The following is a 15,800-nucleotide window of genomic DNA, read 5'->3' as shown; positions in this document are numbered from 1 at the left end:
CTGATGCATCAGGAAGGGGCCTCCGGTACGCGGCGGTGCCCCCGTCCGCCGCGTACCGCGGGGGCGGGGGCACCGTCCTGCCGAGTGCCGGGGGCCGTGTGCCGGGTCAGCGGACCTCGGTGATCTCCGGGCCGCGCTGGAGCTGGCCCATGCCGCCGGAGAAGCGGGAGGTCTCCTGGTCCTCCTGCTGCACGCCCTCGGGCACCATCTGGGCGTCGTTGGGGAGCTTGAGCACGATCGGGTCGCGCGGGGCCATCGGGCCCTCCCCGCGTACCACCACCGTGTCCCGGAAGATCTGCTCCAGCAGGCCGGCGGCCTCCGGCTGCACCGCGCCCTGCCCGGAGATCACCCCGCGCAGGAACCAGCGCGGGCCGTCCACGCCGACGAAGCGCACCAGCTGCACCCCGCCGGTGCCGTCCGGCAGCTGCACCGGCACCTGGGCCCGCAGCTCCCAGCCGAGGGGACCCTCGACCTCGTCGATGACGCCGCCCTGCTTGGTGATGCCGGAGGCGATCTCCTCGCGGACCTCGCCCCAGATGCCCTCGCGCTTGGGGGCGGCGAACGCCTGGAGCTGGATGGCGCTGTCCCGCAGCACCACCGTGGCGGCGACGATCGCGTCACCGGCGACCTCCACGCGCAGCTCCATCCCCTCGACCCCGGGCACGAACACTCCGCCGAGGTCGACCCGCCCCTCGTCGGGGCGGGAGACCTCGGAGACGTCCCAGGGGCCGTCGGGCCGGGGCGCCGGCGGGAGGTTCACCCGGCGCTGCTCGCCGTCCTCGGCCGCCTCGTCCTCGGCGGTCTCGTCGACGACCTGCTCGGCCTCGCCGGCCGCGTCGGCAGCGGCTTCGCTCTTCTTGCGACGTCCGAACACGTCACTGTCCTTCCCGGTCGGATACGACCGATGCGTAGGGATTCCCACCCGTTGAACCGCCGTCCGCCGGACCTTCCAGAGGACCGCCCGCCGGACCGCCGGCCGGAACGCCCGTCCGGTCCCCCACGGCGGCGTGGCCGCCGGTGGACCCGAAGCCCCCCGCGGCCCGCGCGGAGCCGGGGAGCTCCGCCACCTCGTGGAAGCGGACCTTCTCGACCTGCTGGACAACCAGTTGGGCGATCCGGTCGAACCGCTCGAACCGCACGCTCTCGCGCGGGTCCAGGTTCACCACGATCACCTTGATCTCCCCACGGTACCCGGCATCGATGGTCCCCGGGGCATTCACCAGGGCCACTCCGCAGCGGGCGGCCAGCCCGGAGCGGGGGTGCACGAAGGCCGCGTACCCGTCGGGGAGGGCGATGGACACCCCGGTGGGCAGGAGCGCCCGCTCCCCGGGGGCGAGTTCGGCGGCCTCGGTGGTGACCAGATCGGCCCCGGCGTCGCCCGGATGCCCGTACGACGGGAGGGGTACCTCGGGGTCGACGCGGCGGATGAGGATGTCGACGGGGTTGCGCATCAGGGGTTCACCTCGAAGGCGCGGGCGCGCCGCTGTGTGTCGGGGTCGGCCATCGCGGCCTGGATCTCCTCGGAGCGGCCGTTGTCGATGAAGTGGTCGACCTTGACCTCGATGAAGAGGGCGTCGGCGCGCACCGCGACGGGCCCCTCGGGGCCGCCGATCCGGCCGGTGGCGGTGGCGTAGATCTTGCGGCCGTGCACGGCGGTGACATGCGCGGCCAGGTGCAGGGCGGTGCCGACCGGCACCGGGCGGACGAAGTCGGTCTCCAGCCGCCCGGTGACGGCGATGACCCGCAGCAGCCAGCCCAGCGAGCCGAGGGTCTCGTCCAGCGCGGTGGCCAGCACCCCGCCGTGCGCGAGCCCGGGGGCGCCCTGGTGGTCGGTGGTGACGGTGAACTCGGCGGTGACCGCGACGCCCTCCTCGGCGCGCGCGTCCAGGTGGAGTCCGTGCGGCTGCCCGCCGCCGCAGCCGAAGCAGTGCTCGTAGTGGGAGCCGAGCGGCTCCCCCGGGGCGGGTGCGTCGGGGTGGCGTACCGGCGGCCGGGCGCCGGCCGGAGGCGTCAGTGCTGTCGTCACAGCGGGGAACCTTACCCGCGCGGCGGACCCCCGGTCGCGCCGTGCCAAGCTTGGGTGTATGCAGCCCTCCGCCGCGGCCGCGCAGCCGCAGTACGACGAACGCCTGACCGCCCCGCGCTCCTGGTGGCTGATCGCCGTTCTGATCGGCCTCTCGGGCGCGTTGATCATGCTGCCGCTGGGGACACTGCCGATGCTGGGCGGGCTGATCGTCGCGGGCGCGCTGGCGGCGATGACGGTGAGCGCCTACGGCTCGGCCCGGATCCGCGTGGTGGCCGGCTCGCTGGTCGCGGGGGACGCCCGGCTGCCCGCCGCCGCGCTGGGCGAGCCGGAGGCGCTGGAGGGCGAGGAGGCCCGCGCCTGGCGCACCTACAAGGCCGACACCCGCGCCTTCCTGCTGCTGCGGAGCTATGTCCCGACGGCGGTACGGGTGCCGGTGACCGACCCGGCGGACCCCACGCCGTACGTCTACCTGTCCACCCGCGACCCGCACGCCCTGGCGGCCGCCCTGACCGCGGCAGGCGCCGGCGGCACGGGCCCGGTGCCCGAGCAGGCGGCGGTACGGGCCGAGGACCCGGCACCGGTACGCCCCGAGGGTCCCGAAGACCCGACGGCGGACATTCGTACGGCCTGAGGCCCGGGGTCCTGCGGCCGGAGGCGCGGAGGTTCTGCGGCCGGAGGCCCGTACGGCGCGGGGCGCCTGAGGCGCACGGAAGCCCGTACGGCCGGAGGCGCGAGGGTCTTGCGGCCGGAGGCCCACACGGCGTGAGGCCGCCTGAGAGGCACGGAAGCCTGTACGACCGGAGGCGGCGGGGGCTGTACGGCCGGAGGCGGCGAGGTCCTGCGGCCGGAGGCCGTACGGCCCGAGGCTGCCTGAGGCGCACGGAGGCCCGTGCAGCCTGAGGCACGAAGCGCTATGCGGCCGGGAGCCCGTACGGCCGGAGGCGCGGCGGCGGTACGCGGTGAGGGGCCCTGGGTTGGGGCGGCCGGAGGCCCGTACGGCCTGCGGCGCGGCTCGCCCAGGGTCGGAGCCCGCCCCGAGGTCGGACCCCGCCCGGGATTTGGGACCGGGCAGGGAGCCGGCCGGGCGGGCTAGTAGCCGAGTTCCTTGGGGCTCTTGGTGTTCTCCGGCCGGTCCAGCGGCGGGAGGTGCGGGAGGGCGTCCCAGGGCACCTGGCGGCGGCGCAGGTCCTCACGGATCCGCCCGGCGAGGTTCTTGGTGTCGCGGCGGTTCATCGCGGCCCCGACCACGGCGCCGACCATGAACGGCACCAGGTTGGGCAGGTTGCGGACCATCCGCTTGGTGATCGCGCGGCGCAGCTCGCGCCGCATCCGGCCGCCCAGTGCGGCGTTCACGGAGGTGGGCTTGGTGACGTCGATGCCGCGCTCCTCCGTCCAGGAGGTCAGATAGGCGCCGGCCCGCTGGCTGAAGGTGCCGGGCGGCCGCTGGCCGTAGACCTCGTGGAGCTCGGCGATCAGCTTCAGCTCGATGGCGGCGACGCCGGTGATCTCGGCGGCCAGCTCGGCGGGCATCGCCGGAGGTACGGGCAGCATCGCCGCCGCGCCGACTCCGGCGCCCACGGTGGACGCCGCGTTGGCCGCGCCGGCGACCAGCTTGTCGGCGATCTCCTCAGGGCCGAGGCCCGGGAAGTGCCGGCGCAGGGTGTCGAGGTCGCGGACCGGGATCCGGGGCGCGAGCTCGATGAGCCGGTCGGCGAGGTGGTTCAGGCCCGCCCGGGCGCCCTCGCGCCCTCGGCGCACGCCATCGCGTACGGCGGCGACGCGTCCTGTCCGGGTGGTCGGTCCGGACCGGTCGGCCGCCGGGGCCGCTTCGAGCGAGGCCCCGGGGCCCCGCTCGTCGTCGCCCTGCGTTCCGGCGGGAGGCAGAGGGGCCCCGTGCCCGGCGGGTGCGTCGTGCGCCCCGGGTGCCGGGTCGGTGCCGCCCTGGTACGCCTCCGGCTTGCGAGTGAGCCGGAAGCGTCGTTTCCGAGACGGGTTGTCGCCTGCTGCCACGGCCGACCGGTCCTCAGTCGCAGTCGCGGCAGATCGGCTGGCCGTTCTTCTCGCGGGCCAGCTGACTGCGGTGGTGGACCAGGAAGCAGCTCATGCAGGTGAACTCGTCCGCCTGCTTGGGCAGCACCCGGACGGCCAGCTCCTCGTTGGAGAGGTCGGCCCCGGGCAGCTCCAGGCCCTCGGCGGCCTCGAACTCGTCGACGTCGACGGTCGAGGTCGACTTGTCGTTCCGCCTGGCCTTCAGCTCTTCCAGGCTGTCCGAGTCGACGTCGTCGTCGGTCTTGCGTGGGGTGTCGTAGTCGGTTGCCATGTCGCGCTCTCCCCCTCTGGGTGTTTGCGGTGTCTCCAGCGCACGTAACGCGTGAGAGGCCGGACTTGTGCCCGACCTGAGGCGGAGATTTTGCCTCACATCAAGGTCTGTTACTCAATCGACACCCAACCGGACCCCGCGAGGGTGATCGGGTTTGGGTGGCGAACGGGACCGTACACGGTCGCGGGGATGCCCAGAACAGGCGCCACCCCGTGTACTTCCCGTGATCTCAGGCCCGGGAAACCCGGATTTTTCCTGGCTTTCCGGGGCCTTTCCCGATCACGCAGCGTGGATGACCGAAAGGCATCGCGTGTGATCGATCACACAGCGACCGGTTCTCGGCCGACCTTGGAAATTGCGCGTAAAGCGAACAAGTCCGCTGCCGGGACCGGCGTGTCGGGGCCCATAGTCTCACACAGAGGTGGCTCACGGTCACCCTCCGCACCTGCCCGCCGAGACCGCCGCCGGGGCCCGGGGCGGCCCGGAAGGCGGTGCGCGGCCCGGGAACCGGGCCCCGGCGGAGCGGGTCGGCCGCCCGGCCCGGTGCCCGGCCCCCGCGCCAGGGCACAGCTCCGGACCGGCCCGGACCGGAAGCCAGGCCGCCCCGGCGGGGGCGGGCTCAGGTGGGCAGCACCACCCGCATCACGAGTCCGCCGCCCTCCCGGGGCTCCGCGGTGATGCGGCCGCCGTGCGCCCGGGCCACCGAGCGGGCGATGGACAGGCCGAGCCCCACGCCCTTGTCGCTGCCGGTGCGCTCCTGGCGCAGCCGGCGGAACGGCTCGAAGAGGTTGTCCACCTCGTAGGCCGGGACCACCGGGCCGGTGTTGGTGACCACCAGCACCGCCCCCTGGGGGCCGGTCTCGGTGCGCACCTCCACCCAGCCGCCCGCGCTGTTGTAGCGGACGCCGTTCTGCACCAGGTTGAGCGCGATCCGCTCCAGCAGCACCCCGTTGCCCTGGACCACGGCCGGGGCGCGTTCGCCGCGGATCTCGACGCCTTTGCCCTCCGCCTCCCCGCGGGCCTGCTCGATGGCCCGGCTCGCCACCTCGGCGAGGTCCACCGGCTTGCGCTCGATGATCTCGTTGTCGCTGCGGGCCAGCAGCAGCAGGCCCTCCACCAGCTGCTCGCTGCGCTCGTTGGTGGCCAGCAGGGTCTTGCCGAGCTGCTGGAGCTCCACCGGCGCCCCCGGGTCGGAGAGATGCACCTCCAGCAGCGTCCGGTTGATCGCCAGCGGGGTGCGCAGCTCGTGCGAGGCGTTGCCGACGAAGCGCTGCTGGGCGGTGAAGGCGCGCTCCAGCCGGTCCAGCATGTCGTCGAAGGTGTCGGCCAGCTCCTTGAGCTCGTCGTCCGGCCCGTCCAGCTCGATCCGGCGGGAGAGGTCGGTGCCGGCCACGTTGCGGGCGGTGCGGGTGATCCGGCCCAGCGGCGAGAGCACCCGGCCGGCCATCGCGTAGCCGAAGGCGAAGGCGATCAGGCTCAGCCCGAGCAGGGCGAACAGCGAGCGGCGCAGCAGGTCGTCCAGGGCGTGCTGGCGCTGCTGGTTGACGCAGGCGTTCATGGCCTGGTTGGCGACGTCGACGTTCACCGCGGCCTGCGCGGGGAACGAGCAGACGCTGCTGGTGATCTTGCCTTCGACGATCTTGAACGGCAGTTCGCTTCCGATGTGCAGGGCCTGCGCGGCCAGCAGGTAGATGATCGACAGCAGCAGGACGCCGGCGATCAGGAACATCCCGCCGTACAGCAGGGTGAGCCGTATCCGGATGGTGGGCCGCAGCCAGGGGCGGACCGGGTCGAGGGGGTCCCAGGTGGGCTTGGGGGGCGTGTGCGGGGGTGCGTGCAGGGCGGGCATCGGCTCAGATCCGGTAGCCGGAGCCGGGCACGGTGACGATCACGGGCGGCTCGCCCAGTTTGCGGCGCAGGGTCATCACCGTCACCCGTACGACATTGGTGAACGGGTCGGTGTTCTCGTCCCAGGCCTTCTCCAGCAGCTGCTCGGCCGAGACCACGGCGCCCTCGCTGCGCATCAGCACCTCCAGCACCGCGAACTCCTTGGGGGCGAGCTGGATCTCCCGGCCGTCCCGGGAGACCTCCCGGCGGTTGGGGTCCAGCCGGATGCCGGCCCGCTCCAGCACCGGGGGCAGCGGTACGGAGGTCCGCCGGCCCAGCGCCCGGACCCGGGCGATCAGCTCGCTGAACGCGAAGGGCTTGGGCAGGTAGTCGTCGGCGCCGATCTCCAGCCCCTCGACCCGGTCGCTGACGTCGCCGGACGCGGTGAGCATCAGCACCCGGGTGGGTACCTGGAGCTCGACCAGCCGGCGGCAGACGTCGTCGCCGTGGACGAGCGGGAGGTCGCGGTCGAGGACCACCACGTCGTAGTCGTTGACCTCGATGCGCTCCAAGGCGGCCGCCCCGTCGTACACGACGTCGACGGCCATGGCCTCCCGGCGCAGTCCGGTGGCCACCGCATCGGCGAGCAGCTGCTCGTCCTCGACGACGAGTACGCGCACGGCGTTGTTCCTTTCCTCCGCGCCCGCTGTCGGGCGGGCATCCCCTGTGCTTGCCGTTCCGGTACGGGCGCCTCCGGCTCCCGGGGCGCCGGGCGGGCGCGCCGGGGCAGCGGGTGCCCGTGCCCCCGGTCGCGGACGGATGCCGCGACCGGTTCCGGGCAGACTCCCGGCACCGGACCGTGCGCCCCATCCTGCCCCGTACGCGCGTAAACCGGCTGTAAGGCGGCCTGCGGGGCCCCGGCGGCCGCCCCGGGGCGCGGTCCGGAACCGGCCGCGCGTTTCGCCGGCGTTACGGGAATCACCGGATTGGGCGGGCGGTTGAGGTTTCCGTGCGGGAGCCCCGGGGGAGGACGACTTGCACACCCGAGATCACGCCGCGTGTGTGGCGCGCCACCGAACGCTCTGCCTCCGCAGGCGCCGTGCGCGTGATCCCCGTTCCCACCCCCGGCACACCCCGTGCCACCTACCCATGACGAGGGGGCGCACGATGGACGCTTTCACCGCTGGACTGCTGCAGCGCATAAGGACTGCGGAGACCGACCTCTCGCGGGCCAGGGAGTCCGGTGACGACTTCCTGGCCGATGTGGAGCAGGAGGAGCTGGACGACCTCCACCGGCTCGCGGCCGAGCACGGCGTGCAAGTCACCGTCGCCTGAATTTCCCACGGTCCGACGACCCCGGCCCCGCACCAGGACGACGGTGCGGGGCCGGGGCGCGTCCGGGGACGGGGCGGCTCCGGCAGAAGGCGGGATCGGGCTCGGGCTCGGGCTCGGGCTCGGGCTGGATCAGTCGTGCCAGGCCCCGTGTTCGTCCAGGAGGCGCTGGAGCGGGGCGAAGACGCCCGGGGAGGCGGCGACCGCAAGGGCGCCGGAGGGCGGCTCGCCGGGGCGGCCGCCGGTGAGGGCGCCGGCCTCGCGGGCGATCAGGTCGCCGGCCGCCAGGTCCCAGGGGTGCAGCCCGCGCTCGTAGTAGCCGTCCAGCCGGCCCGCGGCCACGTCGGCCAGGTCGATCGCGGCGGAGCCGGAGCGGCGGATGTCCCGCAGCAGCGGGATCAGCCGGCCGGCCACCTCGGCCTGGTGGGCGCGGACCTCGGCCACGTAGTTGAAGCCGGTGGAGACCAGCGCCTGGTCCAGCGGCGGGGACGGGCGGCAGGCCAGCCGGCGCCCGCCCGCGTAGGCGCCGCCGCCGCGCACCGCGTGGTAGGTCTCCCCCCGCATCGGGGCCTCGACCACGCCGACCAGGGTCTCGCCGTCCCGCTCGGCGGCGATGGAGACCGCCCAGGTGGGCAGCCCGTAGAGGTAGTTGACCGTGCCGTCCAGCGGGTCGATCACCCAGCGCACCCCGCTGGTGCCCTCGGTGGCGGCGCCCTCCTCGCCGAGCAGCCCGTCGTCAGGGCGGTGCTCGGCGAGGTAGCCGGTGATCAGCTTCTCGGCGGCCAGGTCCATCTCGGTGACCACGTCGATGGGGCTGGACTTGGTGGCGGCCACGCCCAGGTCGGCCGGGCGGCCGTCGCGCAGCAGGGCACCGGCCCGCTGGGCCGCCGCCAGGGCGACCGCCAGCAGTTCAGCGGTCAGCGGGTCCTCGGCGGCCTCGATCGGGCGCTGGTCGGACACGGGGCGAGCCTCCTCAGGCGTACGTGGTGGAGGGTGGTCAGGCGTAGGGGCTGTCCGCACCGGCCGCGGCCGGGCGCTCGGCGCGGGCCGGGCAGCAGCCGACCGGGCAGAGGTCGTGCGAGGGGCCGAGAGCCCCCAGGGCGCACCGCTCGGGCGCGCTTCCCCGCTCGGCGGCGGCCCGCTCCAGCAGCAGGTCGCGCACCGCGGCGGCGAACCGGGGGTCGTCCCCCACGGTGGCCGAGCGGCGCACCGGCAGCCCCAGCTCGGCGGCCTTGGCGGTGGCCTCGGTGTCCAGGTCGTACAGCACTTCCATGTGGTCGGAGACGAAGCCGATGGGCACCATCACCACGGCCGGGGCGCCGGCCCCGTGCAGCTCCTCCAGGTGGTCGCAGATGTCCGGCTCCAGCCAGGGGATGTGTGGGGCGCCGCTGCGGGACTGGTAGACGAGCTGCCAGGGGTGGTCGACGCCGGTCTCCTGGCGTACCGCGTCGGCGATCAGCCGGGCGACGTCCAGGTGCTCGGCCACATACGCCCCGCCCTCGCCGTGCTCGCCGACCGGGCCCGAGGTGTCGGCGGAGGCGGTGGGGATGGAGTGGGTGGTGAAGGCGAGGTGGGCGCCTGCGCGGACCTCCTCGTCCAGCTCGGCGAGCGAGCGCAGCACCCCGTCGATCATCGGGCGGACGAAGCCCGGGTGGTTGAAGTAGTGCCGCAGCTTGTCCACCCGGGGCCGCGGCAGCCCTTCCGCTTCGAGGGTGGCGAGGGCGTCGGCGAGGTTCTCGCGGTACTGGCGGCAGCCGGAGTAGGAGGCGTACGCGCTGGTGGCGAGCACCGCGATACGGCGGCGCCCGTCGCGGACCATCTCGCGCAGGGCGTCGGTGAGGTAGGGCGCCCAGTTCCGGTTGCCCCAGTAGACGGGCAGGTCGAGTCCGGCGTCGGCGAAGTCCTTGCGCAGTGCGGCGAGCAGTGCGCGGTTCTGGTCGTTGATCGGGCTGACGCCGCCGAAGAGGAAGTAGTGCTGCCCGACCTCCTTCAGCCGCTCGGTGGGGATGCCGCGCCCGCGGGTGACGTTCTCCAGGAAAGGGACCACGTCGTCCGGGCCCTCCGGCCCGCCGAAGGAGAGCAGCAGCAGGGCGTCGTACGGGGCGGGGTCGCGCTGTGCGGACATGGCGTCGGACATGCTCTTGATCCTGCCACCCGGGTCCGACACCCGGGAAACCGCCGTGCGGTACGGCGGGTGGGGCGTGGGCAGTTCCGCGCCCCGGAAGCCGGGGGGAGCCAGCGGACCGTGCGACCCGAGGCGCCCCGCGAGCCACCAGGCCGTACGCCCCGAGCCGCCAGGCGCACGCCCCGGCGAGCGGTACGGCCCGGGGCCCCGGGCCCACCGGTCCGCCGCGGTCCACACGGCCCGGGCGCACCGGTCCGGCGCGGTCCACACGGCCCGGGCCCACCGGTACGACGCGACCCGCGCGCGCCGGGTCCCCACGATCCGACGCGACACCCGCGCGGTTTCGGGACACCCGCGTGGCGACGGGTGCACCGGTCCCGGCGCGGCCCGCGGGGGCCGGGTGCCTCCCGGACGGGTCCCACGGTCCGACGCGACACCCGCGCGGCTTCGGGACACCCGCGCGGCGCCGGGTCTGCACCGGTCCCGGCGCGGGCCGCGGGGGCCGGGTGCCTCCCGGACGGGTCCGCTGGGCCTCCGACCACCACCCCGCCTTACTTCCGTCATCCGGAAGCCGTGACCCGTGGCGCGGAATTCGGGGCGTAAATCCGGTGCGGGCGGGCGGTCTCCGGTCGTAAGCTGTGAAGGCTGCCTATACGCCTTACGGGCGGCGGTGCCGACGCGTCCTCCCGCCGATCCGCGCCGCCGCTTCCCCGTCCGACCGGCCGGAGTGCCCCTTGCCCAGTTCCTACCGTGCGATATTCGCCGCCCCCGGCACGGTGTCCTTCTCCGCCGCCGGACTCCTCGGCCGGATGCCGCTGGCCATGATGGGCCTCGGCGTGATGACCATGATCTCGGAGATCACCGGCCGGTACGGGCTGGCGGGCTCGCTCTCGGCGACCATGGCCGTCTCCGCCGCGGTGCTGGGCCCCCAGGTGTCCCGGCTGGTGGACCGGCACGGGCAGCGCCGGGTGCTGCGCCCCACGGTGCTGGTCTCGCTGGTGGCTGCCGCGGGCCTGGTGACCTGCGCGCAACTGCGGCTGCCGGACTGGACGCTGTTCGTGTTCGCGGCGGCCGTGGGGTGCGTGCCCTCGGTCGGCGCGATGACCCGGGCGCGGTGGGCGGTGCTCTACCGCCACGCGCCGCGCGAGCTGCACACCGCGTACTCCTTCGAGTCGGTGGTGGACGAGATCTGCTTCATCTTCGGCCCGATCATCGCCGTCGGGCTGTCCACCACCTGGTTCCCGGCGGCCGGTCCGGTACTCGCCGGGGCGTTCCTCGCCGTCGGGGTGTGGTGGCTGACCGCCCAGCGGGCCACCGAGCCCGAGCCGCACCCGGTGGAGCAGCACTCCGGCGGCTCGGCGCTGCGCTCACGCGGGCTCCAGGTGCTGGTGGCGGCGTTCGTCGCGACCGGCGCCATCTTCGGCTCGGTGGACGTGGTGACGGTGGCGTTCGCCGAGGCCGAGGGCCGCAAGGCGGCCTCCAGCCTGGTGCTGGCGGTGTACGCGCTCGGCTCCTGCCTGGCCGGCGCGGTCTTCGGGCTGCTGCACCTGAAGGGCGAGGCCCACCGCCGCTGGCTGGTGGGGGTGTGCGCGATGGCCGTGAGTATGATCCCCCTCCAACTGGCCGGGAACCTGCCTGTCCTGGCCGTGGCGCTGTTCGTCGCGGGCCTGGCCATCGCACCGACCATGGTGACGACGATGGCCCTCGTCGAGACGCATGTACCACGCAGCAAGCTGACCGAGGGCATGTCCTGGACGAGCACCGGGCTCGCGGTGGGCATCGCCCTGGGCGCCTCGACCGGTGGCTGGGTGGTCGACGCCTACGGCGCGGCCGCGGGGTACACGGTGCCCGGAGTCTCGGGAGTGCTCGCGGCCGTGGTGGGTCTCTCGGGGTACCGCCGGCTGCGCACGCCGGCACCGACGCGTGAGGGGCAGGGGAAGCGTGACGATCGTGAACAGGACCCGGAGCAGCAGCACGTGGGTTAACTGGGCCGGCACCGTGTCCGCCCGGCCCACCCGGGAGGCGCGGCCGGCCTCGGTGGACGAGCTGGCCGAGACGGTGCGGACGGCGGCCGCGGAGGGCCTGCGGGTCAAGACGGTCGGGACCGGGCACTCGTTCACCGCGATCGCGGCCACCGACGGGGTGCTGATACGCCCGGACCTGCTGACCGGCATCCGCCGGATCGACCGCCGGGCGATGACGGTGACCGTGGAGTCCGGCACCCCGCTGAAGCGACTGAACGCGGCGCTGGCGCGCGAGGGGCTCTCGCTCACCAACATGGGCGACATCATGGAGCAGACGGTCGCGGGCGCCACCAGCACCGGGACGCACGGCACCGGCCGGGAGTCGGCCTCGATCGCCGCCCAGATCACCGGCCTTGAGCTGGTGACGGCGGCCGGCGAGGTGCTGACCTGCTCGGCGCAGGAGAACCCGGAGGTCTTCGCGGCCGCCCGGATCGGTCTGGGCGCGCTGGGTGTGGTGTCGGCGATCACCTTCGCGGTGGAGCCGCTGTTCCTGCTCCGCGCGCAGGAGGAGCCGATGCCCTTCGACCGGGTGGTGGCGGAGTTCGACGCGCTGCACACGGAGAACGAGCACTTCGAGTTCTACTGGTTCCCGCACACCTCCGGCTGCGTCACCAAGCGGAACAACCGCAGCCAGGGCCCGATCGACCCGCCCGGCAGGATCAGCGGCTGGGTCGAGGAGGAACTGCTCTCCAACGGGCTGTTCCAGGTGGTGAGCACCCTCGGCAAGGCGGTGCCGGCCGCCGTCCCGGCGATCGCCAAGGTCTCCAGCCGGGCGCTGTCGGCCCGCACGTACACCGACATCCCGTACAAGGTGTTCACCAGCCCGCGCCGGGTGCGGTTCGTGGAGATGGAGTACGCGCTGCCGCGCCGGGCGGCGATGGCGGCGCTGCGGGAGCTGAAGGCGATGCTGGAGCGCTCGCCGCTGCGGGTGTCCTTCCCGGTGGAGGTGCGGACCGCCCCGGCGGACGACATCCCGCTCTCCACGGCCTCGGGCCGGGACACCGCCTATATCGCGGTGCACATGTACAAGGGGACGCCGTACCGGGGGTACTTCACCGAGGTCGAGCGGATCATGACGGCCCACGAGGGGCGGCCGCACTGGGGCAAGCTGCACACCCGGGACGCGGCCTATCTGGCGGCGGCCTATCCGCGGTTCGCCGAGTTCACCGCGGTGCGGGACCGGCTGGACCCGGACCGGCTGTTCGGCAACGACTACCTGCGGCGGGTGCTCGGCGACTGAGCCGGCGGCAGAGGCGGTACGGGGACGGGGACGGGGACGGGGCCGCGCTTCCGGTGGGAAGCGCGGCCCCGTCGGCGTACACCGGAGGCTCACTCGGCGGGCGGGGCACCGCCGTTCGCGGGCGGGGCGGCCGGCGGGGTGGCACCACCCGCGCCGCCGTCCTGCGCGGTGCCGGGTCCCCGGCTGCCGGAGCCCTGACCGCCGGGATCCGAGGGACCGGTGGTCCCGGACGGCGAGGGGGAGGCACCGGGCTCGCGGCTCGCGCCGCCACCGTCGCCGTTCCCGGCACCGCCGGGCTCGCGGTCGCCACCGGTACCGGGGCCGGTCCCGGCACCCGGGCTCGGCGAGGTCCCGTCCTTGCCGGAGCCGTCCGTGCCGGAGCCGTCCTCACCGGAACCGTCCGTCCCGGAGCCGTCCGTTCCGGAACCACCCGGGGAGCGGCTGGGATCCGGGCTCCGGTCCCCGCCCTGCTCGCCGTTCCGGTCCTGGTCGCCGTTCCGGTCTCCGTCCGGGCTCTGGTCGGTACCGTCGCCCCCGCTCCCCGGGGAGGCGGGGCCGTCGTCGGCCGCGGAGCCACCGCCGCCGCGGACCACCGAACCGACGGTGGTGCCCTTGCCGCCGCTGAAGTCCTGACCGGTCGCCAGCTCATAGGCGGTGATGCCCGCCATGGCGACCAGGAAGACCAGCGCGGCGGCGACGGCCGATCGTTTCCAGCCACGCACCCGGGTGCCGTAGGTGGTGGCCGCGCCGAACCGCCCGTCAGCCCCCTTCGAGGGCGGGGCGCCTGGCGGCCCGGTGGCGACCGCACCCCCACCCGTCACAGCTGTCGCACCGGCCCCGTCGGCCGCCCCAGCGCCGGACCGCCGCCCGCCGTACCGGCGCCGGGAACGGCCGGTGACCTGGTCCTTGGCGTCGCGTACCCGGTTGCCGGTGCTGCTGAACAGGTGCTGGAAGAGCGATCCGCCACAGGTGGCGATGACGCTGATCACACCGGCTCCGAGCACCGTGCCGTAGACACCGAGGTTCGAGGCGAGCTTGGCGGCCACCACGGCGGCGACGGCGCTGCCCGCCACCTGCGGGGTACTGAGGTCGATCCGCTTCTTCCCCTCCTCCGGCTTGGCCTCCTCCGGCTGCGCCGCTTCCGTCCGCTGATTCGGCTTCTGCACCTGCTTGTTCACTTCCGGCCTCGGTTCACCCATCTGTACCAGCATGCAGGGAGAAGGGACCTTCGGGCGAAGTGAATAGTTCCGGTATCGGCGGTTCTGTGAAGGACGCCACGTGCGCCCGAGCGCACCCTCGGGCGCCAACTGCCGTGCCCGGCGAGAACTTCGGCGGCGCGCCGGTCCACCCGGATGGCCCGAATGGAGTAGTGTGACGAGCCCTGGCCCACGAGCCTTCTCGGTGGCCGGAACCAACGGGAGGGGGCCGGAAGCGGCGCTCGATCCGGCGGCGTCGTCGGCAGCACACAGCCGTTCGCTGCGCAGAGTGACCAATGGTCACACTGAGTTGCCGAACTGCTCACCGTGTCACAACGGCGTTCCGGGGCATCCGTCCGACACGCCGGGGAACACGGCAAGGTTGTGGCAGGCTGCACCCGGGCAGGCCACACTCGACTCGACTAGCGGAAGCAGCGACGCAGGTGACGTCGGCAGGCACCACCCGGGAGGTCCCCATGCCCGAACTGCGTGTCGTGGCCGTCTCCAACGACGGCACACGACTGGTGCTCAAGGCTGCGGACAACACGGAGTTCACGCTGCCGATCGACGAGCGCCTGCGTGCGGCCGTCCGCAACGACCGGGCCCGGCTCGGTCAGATCGAGATCGAGGTGGAGAGCCACCTCCGCCCCCGGGACATCCAGGCCCGGATACGAGCCGGTGCCTCCGCCGAGGAGGTCGCCCAGCTGGCCGGCATCCCGGTGGAGCGGGTGCGCCGCTTCGAGGGCCCGGTCCTCGCCGAGCGCGCGTTCATGGCCGAGCGGGCCCGCAAAACCCCGGTGCGCCGCCCCGGTGAGAACACCGGTCCCCAGCTGGGTGAGGCGGTGGCGGAGCGGCTGCTGCTGCGCGGCGCCGACAAGGACACCGTGGTCTGGGACTCCTGGCGCCGGGACGACGGCACCTGGGAGGTGCTGCTGGTCTACCGGGTGGCCGGGGAGATCCACTCGGCGAGCTGGTCCTACGACCCGCCCCGCCGGCTGGTGCAGGCGGTGGACGACGAGGCGCGGATGCTGATCGGCGAGACCGATGACGCGGTCGCCGTGCAGGAGCCCAGCTCTCCGTTCGTCCCGCGGATCGCCCGGCTTCCCCGCGACCGGCCGCTGGACCGCGCCCTGGACCGCCAGATCGAGCGTCCGGCCGCCCCGGTGCCGCTGCCCTCGGCCGAGCCGGACGAGGAGCCGGAGCGGGACTCGCTGACCAGCCTGCTGGAGGCGGTGCCCAGCTTCCGGGGCGACCTGGTGGTGCCCGACCGACCGGCCGCGGACCACTCCGTGACCTCGGTGGCCGAGCCGGACGAGGTCGAGGAGGCGGAGGAACCGCCCGCCCCGGCCGCCTCCGCGGGCGCCGGTTCGGCGTACGCGGACGTGCTGATGCCGCGCGCGGTGAGCGGCCACCGCGACCGGCTGACCGGCACCACCGACCGTCAGGCCGAGGCCGACGGCGTCCGCCCGGGGCGCCGGGCGGCGGTGCCCAGCTGGGACGAGATCGTCTTCGGCACCCGCCGCAAGAAGCAGGAGTAGGCAGAGCCGCACCACCGCCGTACCGTTCCTGCGGCTTTTGCTGCCCGCCGCCGCCCCACCAAAGGGTCGGCGGCGGTCGCACGTCCGGACTGTGCCCGGCCACGTCAGCCGCGGTCCGGACCTGCGACGACAGCCCGCCCGAACCGCTCCGGGCCGAGGCCGAGCAGACAGG

General features: G+C 74.3%; 14 protein-coding genes and 1 pseudogene. 5 read left to right on the top strand and 10 right to left on the bottom strand.

Annotation, left to right across the window (positions count from 1 at the left end; genetic code table 11):
* Positions 1-106 precede the first annotated feature (106 nt).
* The 3 genes from M1O15_RS00635 to M1O15_RS00625 are packed head-to-tail and all read right to left on the bottom strand — an operon-like array spanning position 107 to position 2,026.
* Positions 107-874, bottom strand: coding sequence for a DUF3710 domain-containing protein (locus tag M1O15_RS00635; protein ID WP_248631136.1), 768 nt, complete (start codon positions 872-874; stop codon positions 107-109).
* A 1-nt stretch (position 875) separates the two neighbouring features.
* Complete coding sequence (gene dut, locus M1O15_RS00630; RefSeq protein ID WP_248631135.1) at positions 876-1,451, bottom strand: dUTP diphosphatase; 576 nt, start codon at positions 1,449-1,451, stop codon at positions 876-878.
* Positions 1,451-2,026 carry a PaaI family thioesterase gene (locus M1O15_RS00625; RefSeq protein ID WP_248631134.1) on the bottom strand — a complete coding sequence of 192 codons (576 nt, stop codon included), beginning with the start codon at positions 2,024-2,026 and terminating at the stop codon, positions 1,451-1,453. Before M1O15_RS00625 ends, dut begins: the two co-directional genes overlap by 1 nt.
* A 58-nt stretch (positions 2,027-2,084) precedes the next feature.
* On the opposite strand from M1O15_RS00625, the pseudogene M1O15_RS00620 reads away from it, so the two are divergent.
* Positions 2,085-2,543 (top strand): annotated as a pseudogene (locus M1O15_RS00620) (DUF3093 domain-containing protein); the annotation flags it as partial.
* Between the two features lie 572 nt (positions 2,544-3,115).
* Here the strand turns inward: M1O15_RS00620 and M1O15_RS00615 are convergent.
* The 4 genes from M1O15_RS00615 to M1O15_RS00600 form a co-directional block, all read right to left on the bottom strand.
* A complete protein-coding gene (locus tag M1O15_RS00615) occupies positions 3,116-4,036 on the bottom strand; it encodes a hypothetical protein (RefSeq protein WP_248631133.1) in 921 nt (306 codons plus the stop codon).
* A 13-nt stretch (positions 4,037-4,049) separates the two neighbouring features.
* Positions 4,050-4,346 (bottom strand): DUF4193 domain-containing protein, encoded by a 297-nt coding sequence (locus tag M1O15_RS00610; protein ID WP_003955561.1) that lies wholly within the window; start codon positions 4,344-4,346, stop codon positions 4,050-4,052.
* A gap of 619 nt (positions 4,347-4,965) precedes the next feature.
* Positions 4,966-6,195: a sensor histidine kinase gene (locus M1O15_RS00605; protein WP_248631132.1), complete on the bottom strand. Its 1,230-nt coding sequence runs from the start codon at positions 6,193-6,195 to the stop codon at positions 4,966-4,968.
* A gap of 4 nt (positions 6,196-6,199) precedes the next feature.
* Positions 6,200-6,853 carry a response regulator transcription factor gene (locus tag M1O15_RS00600; RefSeq protein ID WP_248631131.1) on the bottom strand — a complete coding sequence of 218 codons (654 nt, stop codon included), beginning with the start codon at positions 6,851-6,853 and terminating at the stop codon, positions 6,200-6,202.
* 487 nt (positions 6,854-7,340) lie between these two features.
* On the opposite strand from M1O15_RS00600, the gene M1O15_RS00595 reads away from it, so the two are divergent.
* Entirely contained in the window at positions 7,341-7,508 is a 168-nt protein-coding gene (locus tag M1O15_RS00595; RefSeq protein ID WP_248631130.1) for a hypothetical protein, read from the top strand.
* Between the two features lie 129 nt (positions 7,509-7,637).
* Here M1O15_RS00595 and M1O15_RS00590 read toward each other — a convergent pair whose 3' ends face one another.
* Both M1O15_RS00590 and M1O15_RS00585 read right to left on the bottom strand, forming a co-directional pair.
* Positions 7,638-8,465, bottom strand: coding sequence for an inositol monophosphatase family protein (locus tag M1O15_RS00590; RefSeq protein ID WP_248631129.1), 828 nt, complete (start codon positions 8,463-8,465; stop codon positions 7,638-7,640).
* Between the two features lie 37 nt (positions 8,466-8,502).
* Positions 8,503-9,630 carry a ferrochelatase gene (locus M1O15_RS00585; protein ID WP_248631330.1) on the bottom strand — a complete coding sequence of 376 codons (1,128 nt, stop codon included), beginning with the start codon at positions 9,628-9,630 and terminating at the stop codon, positions 8,503-8,505.
* A gap of 734 nt (positions 9,631-10,364) precedes the next feature.
* Between M1O15_RS00585 and M1O15_RS00580 the strand changes: the two genes are divergently transcribed.
* Together M1O15_RS00580 and M1O15_RS00575 are read left to right on the top strand one after the other, a co-directional pair.
* Positions 10,365-11,615 carry an MFS transporter gene (locus M1O15_RS00580; protein WP_248631128.1) on the top strand — a complete coding sequence of 417 codons (1,251 nt, stop codon included), beginning with the start codon at positions 10,365-10,367 and terminating at the stop codon, positions 11,613-11,615.
* Positions 11,572-12,894, top strand: a complete 1,323-nt coding sequence (locus M1O15_RS00575; protein ID WP_248631127.1) for a D-arabinono-1,4-lactone oxidase — start codon at positions 11,572-11,574, stop codon at positions 12,892-12,894. Before M1O15_RS00580 ends, M1O15_RS00575 begins: the two co-directional genes overlap by 44 nt.
* Before the next feature lie 89 nt (positions 12,895-12,983).
* Here the strand turns inward: M1O15_RS00575 and M1O15_RS00570 are convergent, their stop codons facing one another.
* Positions 12,984-14,093 (bottom strand): hypothetical protein, encoded by a 1,110-nt coding sequence (locus M1O15_RS00570; RefSeq protein ID WP_248631126.1) that lies wholly within the window; start codon positions 14,091-14,093, stop codon positions 12,984-12,986.
* 440 nt (positions 14,094-14,533) lie between these two features.
* Here M1O15_RS00570 and sepH point away from each other — a divergent pair, with 440 nt between their 5' ends.
* On the top strand, positions 14,534-15,628 hold the full coding sequence (gene sepH / locus M1O15_RS00565; protein WP_248631125.1) for a septation protein SepH: 1,095 nt from the start codon (positions 14,534-14,536) through the stop codon (positions 15,626-15,628).
* Positions 15,629-15,800 lie beyond the last annotated feature (172 nt).

This window comes from Streptomyces lichenis, from assembly GCF_023218175.1.
Lineage (GTDB): Bacteria > Actinomycetota > Actinomycetes > Streptomycetales > Streptomycetaceae > Streptomyces > Streptomyces lichenis.
Note: the sequence above shows the minus strand (reverse complement) of the source record. Positions and strands in the feature narration are given on the sequence as shown.